Genomic DNA, 16,226 nt, shown 5'->3' on the forward strand with positions numbered 1-16,226 from the left:
TGCCGCCTTAAGCATTAATGTGGCCCATCGTTTTGCTTCAGAGTGAGTTAGCATAACCCCTCCCGATATCTGATACCTGTATAAGCGTAGCTGTCCAGATGTGGTTTAGCTGGCTTTTTAACCACGTTATATTTGCCGGACGTTGAGCTGGATGAAAATTATCCAGTTGTTGAAAACGAGTAACCTGCCCACACTAACAACAGATGCGTCGAAACTATTCATTACGTCTATGACTATCAATAATTTTTTAGATTTTGTAAAATAATTTTAGTTGAATTGATGTGACGTAAAAATCACGGGAGAAAGTCTTATGAAACTCGCCATCTATAGTACAAAACAGTACGACAAGAAGTACCTGCAACAGGTTAACGAGGCTTTTGGTTTTGAACTTGAATTCTTTGACTTTCTGCTGACGGAGAAGACAGCCAAGACAGCCCATGGCTGTGAAGCCGTGTGTATCTTCGTCAACGACGATGGCAGCCGACCGGTTCTGGAAGAACTGAAAAAGCATGGCGTGAAATACATCGCGCTGCGCTGCGCCGGATTCAATAACGTCGATCTGGACGCCGCCAAAGAGCTGGGTTTGCAGGTCGTGCGCGTACCTGCATATTCGCCGGAAGCAGTTGCAGAGCATGCGATTGGCATGATGATGACGCTGAACCGTCGTATTCACCGCGCGTATCAACGCACCCGTGACGCCAACTTTTCTCTGGAAGGCCTGACTGGCTTTACCATGTACGGTAAAACCGCCGGGGTGATCGGTACCGGTAAAATCGGTATTGCCGCACTGCGGATCTTGAAGGGCTTTGGTATGCGTTTGCTGGCATTCGATCCTTATCCAAGCGCTGCGGCTCTTGAATTAGGCGTTGAATATGTCGATCTCAAAACACTGTTTGCTGAGTCGGATGTCATTTCCCTGCACTGCCCGTTAACGCCGGAAAATTATCATCTGCTCAATCACGAAGCCTTTGAGCAAATGAAAGACGGCGTAATGATCGTCAACACCAGTCGCGGAGCACTTATCGACTCACAGGCCGCTATTGATGCTCTGAAAAACCAAAAAATTGGTTCTCTGGGTATGGACGTGTATGAAAATGAACGCGATCTGTTCTTTGAAGATAAGTCTAACGATGTGATCCAGGATGATGTATTCCGTCGCTTGTCTGCCTGTCATAACGTGCTGTTCACCGGGCATCAGGCGTTCCTTACAGCCGAAGCGTTAATCAGTATTTCCGAAACAACGCTGCAGAACCTGGCACAAATCGCTAAAGGCGAAACCTGTCCAAACGCCCTCTTCTAATATCTGTGCTCCCCTGACTTCTGGGGAGCATTTTCAGACAATCACCGATGATAAAACAGTCAGTATCATTATTATATTGAATGTATACCCATCACGAACGTAGAGAAATTGCATGAAGAAAGTTGTCACGTTGATTGCGCTCAGCATGCTGATGGCTGGTTGTGTGAGCAATGGAAAAGTTTCCGTCAATCGCGAACAGTTACAGCATCACCGTTTCGTTTTGCAGAGCGTGAATGGTAAACCCGTCACTGTCGCCAACAACCCACCCGAATTGAGTTTTGGCGAAAATATGACGGTATCGGGTAAGATGTGTAATCAATTCCACGGTCAGGGCAAGCTGTCCGACGGTGAGTTGAAGGTAAAAGATATGGCGATGACCCGCATGATGTGCGCCGATCCACAGCTTAACGCGCTCGACGGTATCGTCAGCGAGATGTTTAAGCAAGGCGCACAGGTCGATCTGACTGCTGACCAGTTAACACTGGCGACAGCAGAACAAACGCTGACGTATAAACTGGCGGACTTAATGTAGTAAACGCGGTGGCTTAATAGCTTCCACAGCTTCCGGCGGCAAGCGACTGCTCACTACAGCGTTTGCCATTGGGTAGCGCGCACAGCCCGATGGCTGACCCATCCAGTTGACGAGCAACAGAGAGCGAACCGCCAATCATGGCGCAATTAGCTTCTCCAGTACTGGACATTGCGGCCTTCATGCCAGGCGCGACGTGCGCGGCCGTTGCCTGCTGAACAGGCTCACTGCTACAAGCCGATAATAATAACGCGGCACACCCTACCCAAAACGCTGCGCGCATCTCTCTCCCCTCTGAAAAATAACCCAACAATACAGCCATAAATAATAGGCAGCAGAAACACTGACGTCGAGAGGCAAGATCCGCATTTATGCGCCCTGTTTACATTTTCTGGCAATTTTTTGCCCGCTCCTTTGATCAAAACATTCATTCTGGTTATTCCCAGGACACAAAAGCGAAAATGAGTATGTTGGGCTTTTGCTAAAATAAAAGGATAACTACAGGACTTGCATAATTTGGCGGGTCCCTCTTTTTTGCGCAATGTAAGGGTGTCAGTATGATCACAATTGACGGTAATGGTGCGGTTGCTTCGGTTGCATTTCGTACCAGCGAGGTTATCGCCATCTACCCGATTACGCCAAGTTCGACGATGGCGGAGCAGGCAGATGCCTGGGCCGGTAACGGGTTAAAAAACGTCTGGGGTGATACCCCGCGCGTCGTGGAAATGCAGTCGGAAGGTGGCGCAATAGCGACCGTTCACGGTGCGTTGCAAACCGGTGCGCTCTCGACATCATTTACCTCATCGCAAGGTTTATTGCTGATGATCCCTACGCTGTACAAACTGGCCGGTCAACTGACGCCATTTGTACTGCACGTTGCTGCACGCACTATTGCTACCCACGCGCTATCGATCTTTGGCGACCATTCCGATGTAATGGCCGTTCGTCAAACCGGTTGTGCCATGCTGTGCGCCAGCAGCGTTCAGGAAGCGCAGGATTTCGCTCTGATTTCGCACATCGCCACGCTGAAAAGTCGCGTCCCTTTTATTCATTTCTTTGATGGTTTCCGCACCTCGCATGAAATCAATAAAATCGTACCGCTGGCCGATGACACCATCCTCGATCTGATGCCGCAAGGGGAGATTGATGCCCATCGCGCGCGCGCGCTGAATCCGGAGCATCCGGTGATTCGCGGAACCTCGGCTAACCCTGATACTTACTTCCAGTCCCGCGAAGCGACTAACCCGTGGTACAACGCAGTTTACGAAAACGTTGAACAGGCGATGAACGATTTCGCCGCCGCGACGGGCCGCCAGTACCAGCCGTTTGAATACTATGGTCATCCACAGGCGGAACGCGTCATTATTTTGATGGGTTCCGCCATTGGCACCTGTGAAGAAGTCGTGGAAGAGTTACAGACTCGCGGTGAAAAAGTCGGCGTCCTGAAAGTTCGTCTGTTCCGCCCGTTCTCTGCCCGACATTTACTGCAGGCATTACCAGACACCGCGCGCAGCGTTGCCGTTCTCGATCGCACCAAAGAGCCGGGCGCACAGGCTGAGCCATTGTATCTGGATGTGATGACCGCGCTGGCTGAAGCATTTAACTGCGGTGAGCGTGAAACGTTACCGCGCGTCATTGGCGGGCGCTATGGCCTTTCCTCAAAAGAGTTCGGCCCGGACTGTGTGATGGCGGTGTTTAACGAACTGAGTAATGCTAAGCCTAAACCACGCTTTACGGTCGGTATCTATGATGATGTTACCAATCTGTCCTTGCCGCTGCCGGAAAATACCCTGCCCGGCACCGCTAAACTCGAAGCCCTGTTTTACGGGCTGGGTAGTGACGGTAGCGTGTCAGCCACCAAAAACAATATCAAGATTATCGGTAACTCTACGCCGTGGTATGCGCAGGGCTATTTCGTCTATGACTCGAAAAAAGCAGGTGGCCTGACGGTTTCCCACCTGCGCGTCAGCGAGCAGCCTATTCGTTCGGCGTATCTGGTTTCGCAGGCAGATTTTGTCGGTTGTCATCAGTTGCAGTTTATCGATAAATATCAAATGGCAGAACGCCTGAAACCTGGCGGCATTTTCCTGCTCAATACACCGTACAGCGTGGATGAAGTGTGGTCGCGCCTGCCGCAGGAAGTTCAGGCGGTCCTGAACCAGAAGAAAGCCCGTTTTTACGTGATTAATGCTGCTAAAATTGCCCGCGAATGCGGCCTCGCAGCACGCATTAACACCGTGATGCAGATGGCGTTCTTCCACCTGACGCAAATTCTACCAGGCGACAGCGCCCTGGCGGAACTGCAAGGTGCAATCGCCAAAAGCTACAGCAGCAAAGGTCAGGATCTGGTTGAACGTAACTGGCAGGCACTGGCCCTGGCACGTGAGTCGGTCGCCGAAGTGGCACTCCAGCCGGTTGACCCGCACAGCGCCAACCGTCCGCCAGTGGTTTCTGATGCCGCGCCTGATTTCGTGAAAACCGTCACCGCGGCGATGCTCGCCGGTCTGGGTGATGCCCTCCCCGTCTCCGCGCTGCCGCCAGACGGCACATGGCCGATGGGCACCACGCGCTGGGAAAAACGCAATATCGCCGAAGAGATCCCTATCTGGAAAGAAGAGCTGTGTACACAATGCAACCACTGCGTTGCTGCTTGCCCGCACTCGGCAATCCGCGCCAAAGTGGTCTCACCGGAAGCAATGGCAGACGCTCCAGCCAGCCTTCATTCTCTGGATGTGAAATCCCGTGATATGCGCGGACAGAAATATGTTCTACAGGTCGCGCCTGAGGATTGCACCGGTTGTAATCTGTGCGTCGAAGTTTGCCCGGCGAAGGACAGGCAAAATCCAGAAATCAAGGCCATCAATATGATGTCCCGCCTGGAGCATGTTGAAGAAGAAAAAGTGAACTATGATTTCTTCCTCAATTTGCCGGAGATTGATCGCACTAAACTGGAACGTATTGATATTCGTACCTCCCAGTTGATTACTCCGCTGTTTGAATATTCCGGCGCCTGTTCTGGTTGTGGTGAAACGCCGTATATCAAATTGCTCACCCAGTTGTATGGCGACCGCATGCTGATCGCGAATGCGACCGGTTGTTCCTCGATTTATGGCGGTAACCTGCCTTCAACACCGTATACCACCGACGCCAATGGTCGCGGGCCTGCGTGGGCAAACTCTCTGTTTGAAGATAACGCCGAGTTTGGTCTAGGCTTCCGCCTGACAGTGGATCAACACCGCGTACGCGTCATGCGCCTGCTGGAACAATTTGCCGATAAGATCCCGGCTGAATTGAATGACGCCCTGCACGCAGAAGCTACCCCAGAGGTTCGCCGGGAGCAGGTCGCTGCACTGCGCCAGCATCTGCAAGGTGTTGACGGCGCACAGCAGTTATTAACCGATGCCGACGCACTGGTTGAGAAGTCAATCTGGCTGATTGGCGGTGATGGCTGGGCCTACGATATTGGCTTTGGCGGGTTGGATCACGTCCTGAGTCTGACCGAGAACGTCAACATTCTGGTGCTGGATACCCAGTGTTATTCCAACACCGGCGGACAGGCGTCGAAAGCGACACCGCTCGGTGCCGTCACTAAATTTGGCGAACACGGTAAGCGTAAAGCGCGCAAAGATCTTGGTGTTAGTATGATGATGTACGGTCATGTTTACGTCGCACAGATCTCACTGGGGGCCCAGTTGAACCAGACAGTGAAAGCGATTCAGGAAGCGGAGTCTTACCCTGGCCCATCGCTGATTATTGCCTACAGTCCTTGCGAAGAGCACGGCTACGATCTCGCTCTGAGCCACGATCAGATGCGCCAACTCACAGCCACCGGATTCTGGCCACTGTATCGCTTTGATCCGCGTCGCGCTGACGAAGGTAAACTCCCGCTGGCGCTGGACTCTCGCCCACCGTCAGACGCGCTAGCTGAGACATTGATGAACGAGCAACGCTTCCGTCGTCTGAACGCACAGCAGCCGGAAGTGGCTGAGCAATTGTGGAAGGATGCGACTGCTGATTTGCAAAAACGTTATGACTTCCTGGCGCAACTGGCAGGGAAAGCGGAAAAAAGCAGTACCGATTAATACACGTAGTTAAGTATTTACCAGAAATAAAAAAAGCCCGAACAATTGTTCGGGCTTGTCAATTTATTCGCTGGCTAATCAATCCTGAGACGAATACTCCAACGAAAAACAAGAAGTGACAATAAAGGCATATAACCCGCGCAGAATATCTCAACGGAATTAACTTGTATAATTTTTATTTTATATACTTACCCGCCAATACATTCACCATAATTATCACCATTTCCATAGAATTATTTGCTTAAGGTTTTACTTAAGGCGTAACAATTGATATTTATCTCTTTACGGAACTTCTCATTTAGCATGCTTCAACACCCTACATGGGTAGTCGCAGGTAAATATAAAAACTAAAGGATTATTTCAATGAACAGAAAAGTACTGGCTCTCGTAATTCCTGCCCTGTTAGCTGCAGGCGCTACTCACGCTGCTGAAATTTATAATAAAGACGGCAACAAATTAGATCTCTACGGAAAAATTGATGGTTTGCGTTATTTTTCTGATGACACTAACAGTGATGGCGATCAAACTTATATGCGTATGGGTTTCAAAGGCGAAACTCAGGTTAACGATATGATCACCGGCTATGGCCAGTGGGAATATCAGATTCAGGCTAACGGCACCGAAGGTGATAAAGGCGATTCCTGGACTCGTCTGGCCTTCGCTGGTATTAAAGTTGGTGATTACGGTTCATTCGACTACGGTCGTAACTACGGCGTCATGTACGACGTTGAAGCCTGGACCGATATGCTGCCAGAATTCGGCGGTGACTCTTACACCAAAGCCGACAACTTCATGACCGGCCGTGCAAACGGCGTAGCAACCTACCGTAATACCGATTTCTTCGGTATGGTTAACGGTCTGAATGTCGCTCTGCAATACCAGGGCGCGAACGAAAATCAGTCACCGGAGCAGGAAGGCACCAATAACGGTGGCGCCGATCGTAACATGAAGAACTCCAACGGTGACGGCTTCGGTATTTCCTCTACCTACGACTTAGGTATGGGCGTAAGCTTCGGTGCGGCATATACTTCTTCTGACCGTACAAACGAGCAGGTTAACCATTCTACTGCGGGTGGCGATAAAGCTGACGCATGGACCGTTGGTCTGAAATATGATGCGAACAACATCTATCTGGCAACCATGTACTCCGAAACCCGTAATATGACCCCTTACGGCGGCTCAGACGGTAGTGATAATACTATTGCCAACAAAACTCAGAACTTTGAAGTAACTGCACAATACCAGTTCGATTTCGGCCTGCGTCCGGAAGTTTCTTTCCTGATGTCTAAAGGTCAGGATCTGGGTGTAAACGGATCTGATGGCGACCAGGATCTGGTTAAATATGCCTCCGTAGGTGCGACTTACTACTTCAACAAAAACTTCTCCACCTACGTTGATTACAAAATCAACCTGTTGGATGAAGACAAAGACTTCTACACCCAAAACGATATCTCTACCGATGACGTTGTAGCACTGGGTATGGTTTACCAGTTCTAATCTGTCAGCCCGCTGGAAACAGCGGGCTACTCTCGTTTTCCCGCATCGCAATTCCGTTTTATGTAGATCAAAACATTATATCTGTTGCGTTAAAACATCCCACTGATAGATGATATCTTGCATTAAAGTCTGTAGTAGAGGATACCTGCAATGAATCATCACCCCGTTAAATCATCTCGAATTGCATCCGTAGGTTATGACGAATCCTCCAGCACGTTAGAAATTCGCTTTCACCATCTGCAGACCCTGCAATATCACCCTGTTCCGGCACGTATTTTTCGTGACTTCCTGACTGTGGTATCGAAAGGCCGATTTTACGATGGCGTTATAAAAGGCAAGTTCCCTGAAATTAAAATAAAGTGATGCCAAAATGTGATCTTCGTCATTGTACATAAAGTGCCATTACGCGGTAAGCTTTAGGAGGATACTTAAACAGGAGGTTTTATGAACAGAACGATTCTTGTACCCATCGATATTTCAGACTCAGAATTAACTCAACGAGTTATTGCCCATGTTGAAGCAGAGGCAAGAATTGACGATGCACAGGTCCATTTTTTGACCGTTATTCCGTCATTGCCCTATTACGCTTCCCTTGGACTGGCCTACTCGGCAGAGTTACCGGCCATGGACGATCTGAAAGCCGAAGCGAAATCTCAACTGGAAGAGATGATCAAGAAGTTCAATATCCCGGCAGACAGAATTCAAGTTCATGTCGTTGAAGGTTCGCCAAAAGATAAAATTCTGGAACTTGCCAGGAAATTGCCCGCAGATATGGTGATTATTGCCTCGCACCGACCTGATATCACTACTTACCTGCTCGGTTCCAACGCCGCAGCCGTGGTGCGTCATGCAGAGTGTTCGGTTCTGGTAGTCCGCTAAGCAGTCAGGCCCGCACATCGCTGCGGGCTTTTCATTTCACCCTCTTTTACCCCGCGATTCCTGACCTAAATGTGCTGACATTTTTCCCGCTTATCCGTACCATACACGCCACAGTTTTTATATCAGACTTCTTTTGCCGGACAATCCGGCGTGATGCATACTCTTCTGATGCCACACTATGAATTGAGCCTCTATTAAATGTCGCAAAATCAAGATATTAGCAAGAAAGATCAGTACAACCTGAACAAATTACAAAAGCGTCTGCGCCGTAACGTGGGCGAAGCGATTGCCGACTTCAACATGATTGAAGATGGCGATCGCATTATGGTGTGCCTTTCCGGTGGGAAAGACAGCTACACAATGCTGGAGATTCTGCGCAATTTGCAACAAAGCGCACCAATCAGTTTTTCTCTGATCGCGGTTAACCTGGATCAGAAACAGCCAGGATTCCCGGAGCATATTTTACCGGAGTATCTGGAACAACTGGGCGTTGAGTACAAAATTGTCGAAGAGAACACCTACGGGATTGTCAAAGACAAAATCCCGGAGGGGAAAACCACCTGCTCTCTCTGCTCCCGTCTGCGTCGTGGCATTCTGTACCGCACAGCAACCGAACTCGGTGCCACGAAAATTGCGCTGGGACATCACCGCGACGATATCCTGCAAACGCTGTTTTTAAACATGTTCTACGGCGGGAAAATGAAAGGCATGCCGCCGAAGCTGATGAGTGATGACGGTAAGCATATTGTCATTCGTCCACTGGCCTATTGCCGCGAGAAGGACATCGAGCGTTTTGCCGAAGCCAAAGGCTACCCGATTATTCCGTGTAACCTGTGTGGTTCACAGCCGAACCTGCAACGTCAGGTGATTGCTGACATGCTGCGTGACTGGGACAAACGCTACCCGGGTCGTATTGAGACCATGTTCAGCGCAATGCAGAACGTGGTGCCTTCGCATCTTAGCGATATCAATCTGTTCGACTTTAAAGGTATCAAGCACGGTTCTGAGGTCGTGGACGGCGGTGACTTAGCGTTCGATCGCGAAGAGATCCCGTTGCAACCGGCAGGCTGGCAGCCAGAAGAAGATGAAAACCAACTGGATGAGTTACGTCTGAACGTGGTGGAAGTGAAGTAATCCAGATATTACCGGATGGCCTACACCGCGTATAAACGCGTGTAGGCCTGATCAGCGGAGCACCATCAGGCACTCCAACGGGCATTTATTTCAACAGACGAACCCGGCAGCTTTTGCCTTTAATCTTACCGTTTTGTAGCTGCTTCCACGCTTTATGCGCGACGGACTGACGAACCGCCACGTAGACATGCGTTGGATGTACGGCAATCTTGCCGATGTCGGTCCCATCCAGACCCATATCACCGGTCAACGCACCCAGAACATCGCCTGGACGCATTTTTGCCTTTTTGCCACCATCAATGCACAGCGTCGCCATCTCAGCCTCAAGCGGCACTAATGGACCATTGCCTGGTGCAGGCAACCAGTTCAGCTTTAACTGTAGCATTTCAGAAAGAATATTGGCTCGCTGGGCCTCTTCTGGCGCACAGAAGCTAATGGCCAAACCGCTATTACCGGCACGCGCGGTACGTCCTATACGATGCACATGCACTTCCGGATCCCATGCCAATTCGTAGTTAACCACCAGCTCGAGCGATTTAATATCAAGACCACGCGCCGCAACATCGGTTGCCACCAGCACGCGCGCGCTACCATTAGCAAAACGGACCAGTGTCTGATCGCGATCGCGCTGCTCCAGGTCGCCATGTAATGACAGCGCACTTTGCCCTGCTGCATTCAGTGCATCACACACAGCCTGACAATCTTTTTTGGTATTACAGAAAACAACGCACGATGCGGGCTGATGCTGGCTAAGCAATTTTTGCAGCAGCGAAATTTTGCCGTGGGTGGAGGTTTCAAAAAACTGTTGTTCGATTGCCGGCAGCGCATCCACCGTATCGATTTCAATGGCTAGCGGATTTTGCTGCACCCGACCACTGATCGCGGCAATCGCTTCCGGCCAGGTTGCCGAAAACAGCAACGTTTGACGTGATGTAGGCGCAAAGCGGATCACGTCATCAATGGCATCGCTAAAGCCCATGTCCAGCATGCGATCGGCTTCATCCATCACCAGCGTATTCAGGGCTTCCAGCGAGACGGTGCCTTTTTGCAGATGGTCAAGTAAGCGGCCCGGCGTGGCAACAATAATATGTGGCGCATGCTGCAGAGAATCACGTTGTGCACCAAAGGGTTGCCCGCCACATAAGGTTAAAATCTTGGTGTTCGGTAGAAAACGCGCTAAACGACGCAGTTCGCCAGCCACCTGGTCAGCAAGCTCACGCGTGGGGCACAGGACCAGCGACTGTGTCTGGAACAGCGCGGCATCAATGTGCTGTAACAGTCCAAGACCAAACGCGGCCGTTTTGCCACTGCCGGTTTTTGCCTGCACGCGAACATCTTTTCCTGCCAGGATAGCTGGCAGCGCAGCGGCCTGAACAGGCGTCATTTCAAGATAACCCAGCTCGTTAAGATTCTCGAGTTGGGCGGCAGGTAAAACATTCAGGGTAGAAAAAGCGGTCACAATTTAATCTCGCGGTAAAAACTCACAATCAGCAGGCGCGTATCCTCGCAGATCTACGCCCGTGATGCGACATTTTAATCGGTTCTTCATCCGGCGGCGGATCCGGCATCGGCTGCGGACGGGGTATCGGGTCAGGAATGGGTACCGGGTCGGTCGGTACAGAATCGGGGTTGAATGTGGGCAACTGCAACAATAGCATTAGACAGGTCATATCCCCTCCAGTCATTCAGGTTGACTCTTTTAGGGTAGACGCTGATTTCCTGCAGGCAAAAAAAAGCCGACTAATCTAAGTCGGCGTCGTACGAATCAATTGTGCTATGCAGTAATTCAAAAAAGGAAGTAAGACAATATGGAGCGCAACGCCCATCGCTTGACGTTGCATTCACCTGCGAGAGAGATATTGCCCCGAATAGGTAGACGGTTTATTGACTTCGCTCAAAATATTAAGCGTTTTCGCTTACGAAACGCGGTAAAAAACGTTGTTGTTACAACCATTTACTACGATGCAACCATAAAGTAACACCACCAATCAGGACCACTAACAGAATACAAAACAATGAGAAGCCAAACTGCCAGCCACCGCCGGGAATTCCCCCAAGGTTAACGCCGAACAACCCGGTTAAAAATGTGCTAGGCAGAAAGACCATTGCCATCAACGACATGGTATAGGTTCTGCGAGCCAAAGATTCCTGCATCACCTGCGCAATTTCATCCGCCATGATACCAGTCCGGGCGATACAGGCGTCTATCTCGTCCAGCCCCCTTCCCAGCCTGTCGGCGATATCCTGCATCCGGCGTCGCTGATCGTCGGTCATCCACGGCAGTCGTTCACTCGCCAGGCGTGCATAGGCATCTCGCTGTGGCGCCATATAACGACGCATGACAATCAGTTGCTTACGTAACAGAGCCAGAAATCCGCGCGGTGGGATTTGCTGATCGAGTAAATTATCTTCCAGATCGATAATTTTATCGTGCAACTGTTCGATAAACTCACTGGCATGATCGGTCAACGCGTCACACACATCCACCAGCCAGCTGCCGCAGTCATTCGGTCCCGTTCCTTCTTGCAGATCGCTAACCACATCATCCAACGCCAGTACTTTACGCTGCCGTGTCGAGACGATCAGGCGCTCATCCATATATAAACGCATCGCCACAAGTTGGTCAGGACGCTCATCCGTGCTGCCGTTAATACAGCGCAGGGTAATCAGCGTGCCTTCCCCTATTCGGCTGACACGTGGACGTGTGCTTTCACCTGCCAGCGCATCGCGCACATTATTAGGAAGCAAAGGGGTCGTCGCCAGCCACTGCGCGCTATCAGAATGGGTATAATTAAGATGCAGCCAGCAGGGATGCTGACTGTCGATAACATCGTTATCTTCCAGCGGTTTTACTCCACCCTGACCATCCAGTTGCCAGGCAAACACGGCATCCGGCACATTAACGTCCGATCCCTTAATGGCTTCCACATCGCCTCCACAGTCATTCAATCTTTTTCGTTAGTCTAGCCTGCAGAATATGTTAAGCAATATCTCTTTATCCCATTGTGCTGAAATGATTCAGAAAAGATAAATTGAAATGAAAACGCCGACGACGTCGGCGTTGGTGGCAGCAGGGTCAGAATGAATGACCGTATTTATCTCGTCGGCTTAGAGCAGGTGGCGTTGTCGCGCCACGAGGTTGCGCGAATAATTCAGGTGATGAGGCATTACTTAAATTAAATTTATGTGTCCGCAACTGCAGGTCGTTCACCTGATTTTTCAGAATGCCTGATGAACCCGATAACTCATCAACCATAGTCGCATTACTTTGGGTCACGCTTTCCAGCTCAACCAGGGCTTGGGTAATCTTAACGATACCTTTCTCCTGCTCCCGCGTGGTGGTTAATATCTCCCCCATCAACTGATTTAATTGCCCGGCACCACCCACAATATCCTGCATATTTTTTTCTGCTTCACGGACAATGGCCGCCCCTTCGCGGACATTGTAATGCGTTTCATCAATCAGTCGTTTAATATTCTTTGCCGCTTCTGCACTGCGATGAGCCAGCGTTCTTACCTCTCCCGCTACCACCGAGAATCCCTTGCCGTGCTCGCCTGCTCGTGCTGATTCCACCGCCGCGTTCAATGCCAGAATATTCGTCTGGAAGGCAATGCCGTCAATCAGCGCAATTATTTCTGTCATCTGCTGCGCGCATTCGGTGATCGAGTGCATATTGGTTGCGACCTGTACCATTAATTCCCCCCCCTGACGGGCGGATTGTGTGGCGATATTCGCCTGGGCGCTGGCCAGTTGCGTATTCTCAGCATTATTTCGCGTGCTGATGGCTATCTCATCCATACTGGCGGCGGTTTGCGTTAGCGCCCCTGACTGCTGCTCTGTTTTCACCGAGAGTTCTGCACTGCGATCTGCAAGCTGTTCAGAGAGCATCATCGCCGTGCGTGAAGAGGTGCGGATTTCACTAACTAACGTGGAAATATTACTCGATAAACTGTTGATGCCGGGGATAAGGCGACCCGCGCAGTTATTACCAAATTCAGGAATGCTGATCGCCAGATTCCCTGAAGTGACCTCCTCAATGCTCTTTTTCACGGTATTGATTGGTACGACGAGATATTTCGTCATATACCACCACAGACACAATATCGAAACAAGGCTCACCACGTTGGTATATATAATAACATCAAGCCCTGCTGATAATAATAGTTCCATCACATTGAGAATAAAATGCGTTAATATCAGAAATGAAATAATAAACGTCCTGACGCTAATATTATTTAACATTTTAATCCTGCTCACCAAGAAATAACGCGAATGCGGGTAATAATTTTTATAGCAGTTGTGATGCAGATTACCATTCGCTTATGCGGAAACCTGAATATTCAATTAGACCCTGCCTTCCTTTCACTTAAGTCGCATTATCGAACCTGCAATTTCCATTAATGCAGCATTTTACTCTGACAAAGCCGTTCACCACACCCACAGTCAGATTATTGTGATAAGGAGCACGCGGAGCATACAAAACACACAAATGATAAATTTCATGAATGATTTCACGAGTGAACACCGGACATTTCCCAAGTTATAACGGCTCAAACTCATGCTCGAGGTTAAAAAATACGAACAGTCCTGGTTTTATCGGGTTAACTTGACAAAACATGCTAGATTTAACATCACGGTTTTTTATATATAGGTAGTACGATGTTGCACGTGTCGTGGGATCCAGTACTGATTGGGATTTCCTTTGTGGTCGCCTTTATTGCTTCTTTTATTGCTCTCGACAGTGCGGGAAAAGTGGCAATCTCCAGTCGACGAGAATCGACCTTCTGGCGGTTATCCGGTGGTGCAACACTGGGTATGGGGATCTGGTCAATGCATTTCATTGGTATGCTGGCCATGAAAATGAGCATGCCTATTAACTACCATTTCGTGCTCACCGCGTGCTCTTTCCTTATTGCCCTTATTAGCGCGACGCTGGCTATCAATATCGCCATATCCGGCCAGACGTTATCAACAAAACGCCTTGTCGCCGCCACCGGTCTATTAAGCACTGGCGTGGTAGCGATGCACTACGTTGGCATGATGGCCATTATTGAACATGTGGCGATTCTCTGGGATCGCACGCTGATTCTGCTCTCGGTGGTCATTGCCATCGTGGCGTCGGGCGTGGGCTTATGGCTGGCCTTTCATTTACGCCAAAATACCCGACGTGTGTTGATCAACCGCCTTATTGCCGCGCTCATTATGGCGCTGGCTATTGCTTCTATGCATTACACTGGGATGGGTGCGGCGACCTTCACTCACTTCGAACACACCGCGCACGAGGGAATCAGCACGCTGGAACTCTCCATCTGGGTCAGTGCCATAACCCTAGTAATACTAGGTATTATGCTGGTTATTTCGATGGTGGATTCCCAACTGCGAACATCACGTCTGGCAGATAATTTGCACCAGTTGAACTGCCAGCTTGAACATCAGGTCCACTTTGATCCGCTGACGGGATTGGCTAACCGTACCCAGATTGATGCCTGTTTACAGACCTGCCTGCAGTATTCCAAACTGCATAAATACCCATTTGCGCTGGTCTTTATCGACCTCGATCGGTTCAAAGTGGTCAACGATACCTGGGGTCATCACATTGGCGATCAACTGCTGATCGCCAGTACCCAGCGCATCTATACCTGCCTTGATGACACAATGACGCTCGCCAGACTGGGAGGTGATGAATTTATTTTGCTGGTCCCGAACAGCGACACAGATGCCGTCTCCACCCTGTTGACCCGTATTGCAGATGTTATCAAAGAGCCGTTTACGCTTTGTGGACATACCCTTCGGGTTTCGTTAAGCGCAGGGAGCAGTATTTATCCCGAGCATGGCGCAACGCTGCATGAGTTAAAAGTGAAGGCTGATATGGCGATGTACCATGTCAAACAGGCTGGCAGAAACGGTTGGGCAATTTATACCCCTGAAATGGAGACGATCGCGGATACGCCCCCAACCTTTTTGCAGGAACTGTCACAAGCACTTGAACGCAATCAATTCGAGTTATGGTATCAGCCTAAATATACCGCTGACGATCATACACTAGCCGGTTTTGAGGCACTCCTCCGCTGGCATCACCCCGAACGCGGCATACTGTTACCTGCTGAATTTCTTCCTGCGCTCGAGGAGACGGGTTTGATCATTCCCGTCGGCACCTGGGTGATTCATCAGGCTTGTTTTCAGTTACATCAATGGAGGTCTCAAGGTTATAGCCATTGGACTCTCGCAGTTAATCTTTCATCCGTGCAGTTTGAACAGCATGATATCGTCGATATTGTCTGCAGTGCCCTCGCACAATATCAGATATCACCGACGCAATTAACGCTGGAACTGACAGAAAGTACAGCCCTTAAAGATTTAAAACGCAGCGTGGACGTGTTGAATACGTTTTCAGATCTCGGCATCACCGTTTCTATTGATGATTTCGGCACCGGTTATTCAAATATACTGATGTTAAAGTCGCTCCCGGCGCAGGAATTAAAAATCGACAGACTATTTGTCAAAGATATTAGTGAGAACAGCAAAAACACAAAAATCGTGTCTACTATTATTGACATAGCCCACTCGATGAATATGTGCGTTGTGGCTGAAGGCATCGAGACGCAGGAGCAAGAAATGCTGCTAACCCAAATGGGATGCAGAGTATTACAAGGCTACCTGTTTGCTAAACCACTGCCCGCACACCAGATTCATGAATTAATGCACGCAGAAAGCAACGTAAAACCGAAACTGGCCGTACAACCATTGTCTCACCGACATTCAATACCATTGTGAGACTGAATAATGACTATTAATTGCCAGTCA

General features: G+C 49.6%; 13 protein-coding genes. 8 read left to right on the forward strand and 5 right to left on the reverse strand.

Annotation, left to right across the window (positions count from 1 at the left end; all coding sequences use genetic code 11):
- Positions 1-310 precede the first annotated feature (310 nt).
- Together E4Z61_RS05645 and hslJ are read left to right on the forward strand one after the other, a co-directional pair.
- Entirely contained in the window at positions 311-1,300 is a 990-nt protein-coding gene (locus E4Z61_RS05645) for a 2-hydroxyacid dehydrogenase (protein ID WP_135321926.1), read from the forward strand.
- Between the two features lie 112 nt (positions 1,301-1,412).
- Positions 1,413-1,832 carry a heat shock protein HslJ gene (gene hslJ, locus E4Z61_RS05650; protein ID WP_135321927.1) on the forward strand — a complete coding sequence of 140 codons (420 nt, stop codon included), beginning with the start codon at positions 1,413-1,415 and terminating at the stop codon, positions 1,830-1,832.
- Positions 1,833-1,845: 13 nt separating this feature from the next.
- On the opposite strand, the gene E4Z61_RS05655 is transcribed toward hslJ, so the two are convergent.
- Entirely contained in the window at positions 1,846-2,112 is a 267-nt protein-coding gene (locus tag E4Z61_RS05655; RefSeq protein ID WP_135321928.1) for a putative hemolysin, read from the reverse strand.
- A gap of 274 nt (positions 2,113-2,386) precedes the next feature.
- On the opposite strand from E4Z61_RS05655, the gene nifJ reads away from it, so the two are divergent.
- The 5 genes from nifJ to ttcA all read left to right on the forward strand — a co-directional run bounded on the left by nifJ (position 2,387) and on the right by ttcA (position 9,421).
- Positions 2,387-5,911 carry a pyruvate:ferredoxin (flavodoxin) oxidoreductase gene (nifJ, locus tag E4Z61_RS05665; RefSeq protein ID WP_135321930.1) on the forward strand — a complete coding sequence of 1,175 codons (3,525 nt, stop codon included), beginning with the start codon at positions 2,387-2,389 and terminating at the stop codon, positions 5,909-5,911.
- Positions 5,912-6,274: 363 nt separating this feature from the next.
- The gene (ompC, locus tag E4Z61_RS05670; RefSeq protein ID WP_135321931.1) at positions 6,275-7,408 is read left to right on the forward strand and encodes a porin OmpC; all 1,134 of its coding nucleotides are present in this window, start codon (positions 6,275-6,277) and stop codon (positions 7,406-7,408) included.
- 150 nt (positions 7,409-7,558) lie between these two features.
- A complete protein-coding gene (locus E4Z61_RS05675; protein ID WP_135321932.1) occupies positions 7,559-7,771 on the forward strand; it encodes a KTSC domain-containing protein in 213 nt (70 codons plus the stop codon).
- Between the two features lie 81 nt (positions 7,772-7,852).
- Complete coding sequence (gene uspF / locus E4Z61_RS05680; protein ID WP_135321933.1) at positions 7,853-8,287, forward strand: universal stress protein UspF; 435 nt, start codon at positions 7,853-7,855, stop codon at positions 8,285-8,287.
- A gap of 198 nt (positions 8,288-8,485) precedes the next feature.
- A complete protein-coding gene (gene ttcA, locus E4Z61_RS05685) occupies positions 8,486-9,421 on the forward strand; it encodes a tRNA 2-thiocytidine(32) synthetase TtcA (RefSeq protein WP_135321934.1) in 936 nt (311 codons plus the stop codon).
- Positions 9,422-9,506: 85 nt separating this feature from the next.
- Here the strand turns inward: ttcA and dbpA are convergent, their stop codons facing one another.
- The 4 genes from dbpA to E4Z61_RS05705 form a co-directional block, all read right to left on the reverse strand.
- Entirely contained in the window at positions 9,507-10,880 is a 1,374-nt protein-coding gene (gene dbpA / locus E4Z61_RS05690) for an ATP-dependent RNA helicase DbpA (RefSeq protein WP_135321935.1), read from the reverse strand.
- A gap of 28 nt (positions 10,881-10,908) precedes the next feature.
- Positions 10,909-11,091 (reverse strand): proline-rich small protein YnaL, encoded by a 183-nt coding sequence (gene ynaL / locus E4Z61_RS24250; protein WP_135321936.1) that lies wholly within the window; start codon positions 11,089-11,091, stop codon positions 10,909-10,911.
- A 274-nt stretch (positions 11,092-11,365) separates the two neighbouring features.
- A complete protein-coding gene (gene zntB / locus E4Z61_RS05700) occupies positions 11,366-12,349 on the reverse strand; it encodes a zinc transporter ZntB (RefSeq protein WP_135321937.1) in 984 nt (327 codons plus the stop codon).
- A gap of 148 nt (positions 12,350-12,497) precedes the next feature.
- Positions 12,498-13,664, reverse strand: coding sequence for a methyl-accepting chemotaxis protein (locus tag E4Z61_RS05705; RefSeq protein ID WP_135321938.1), 1,167 nt, complete (start codon positions 13,662-13,664; stop codon positions 12,498-12,500).
- A gap of 417 nt (positions 13,665-14,081) precedes the next feature.
- Here E4Z61_RS05705 and E4Z61_RS05710 point away from each other — a divergent pair, with 417 nt between their 5' ends.
- Positions 14,082-16,196: a putative bifunctional diguanylate cyclase/phosphodiesterase gene (locus E4Z61_RS05710; RefSeq protein WP_135321939.1), complete on the forward strand. Its 2,115-nt coding sequence runs from the start codon at positions 14,082-14,084 to the stop codon at positions 16,194-16,196.
- The last annotated feature ends 30 nt before the right edge of the window (positions 16,197-16,226 follow it).

Source organism: Citrobacter tructae, from assembly GCF_004684345.1.
GTDB classification, from domain to species: domain Bacteria; phylum Pseudomonadota; class Gammaproteobacteria; order Enterobacterales; family Enterobacteriaceae; genus Citrobacter; species Citrobacter tructae.

Excerpts from the sequence above, each read along its gene's own strand:
- E4Z61_RS05645 (WP_135321926.1), top strand. The coding sequence starts at position 311 with ATGAAACTCGCCATCTATAGTACAAAACAGTACGACAAGAAGTACCTG.
- hslJ (WP_135321927.1), top strand. The coding sequence starts at position 1,413 with ATGAAGAAAGTTGTCACGTTGATTGCGCTCAGCATGCTGATGGCTGGT.
- E4Z61_RS05655 (WP_135321928.1), bottom strand. The coding sequence starts at position 2,112 with ATGCGCGCAGCGTTTTGGGTAGGGTGTGCCGCGTTATTATTATCGGCT.
- nifJ (WP_135321930.1), top strand. The coding sequence starts at position 2,387 with ATGATCACAATTGACGGTAATGGTGCGGTTGCTTCGGTTGCATTTCGT.
- ompC (WP_135321931.1), top strand. The coding sequence starts at position 6,275 with ATGAACAGAAAAGTACTGGCTCTCGTAATTCCTGCCCTGTTAGCTGCA.
- E4Z61_RS05675 (WP_135321932.1), top strand. The coding sequence starts at position 7,559 with ATGAATCATCACCCCGTTAAATCATCTCGAATTGCATCCGTAGGTTAT.
- uspF (WP_135321933.1), top strand. The coding sequence starts at position 7,853 with ATGAACAGAACGATTCTTGTACCCATCGATATTTCAGACTCAGAATTA.
- ttcA (WP_135321934.1), top strand. The coding sequence starts at position 8,486 with ATGTCGCAAAATCAAGATATTAGCAAGAAAGATCAGTACAACCTGAAC.
- ynaL (WP_135321936.1), bottom strand. The coding sequence starts at position 11,091 with ATGACCTGTCTAATGCTATTGTTGCAGTTGCCCACATTCAACCCCGAT.
- E4Z61_RS05705 (WP_135321938.1), bottom strand. The coding sequence starts at position 13,664 with ATGTTAAATAATATTAGCGTCAGGACGTTTATTATTTCATTTCTGATA.
- E4Z61_RS05710 (WP_135321939.1), top strand. The coding sequence starts at position 14,082 with ATGTTGCACGTGTCGTGGGATCCAGTACTGATTGGGATTTCCTTTGTG.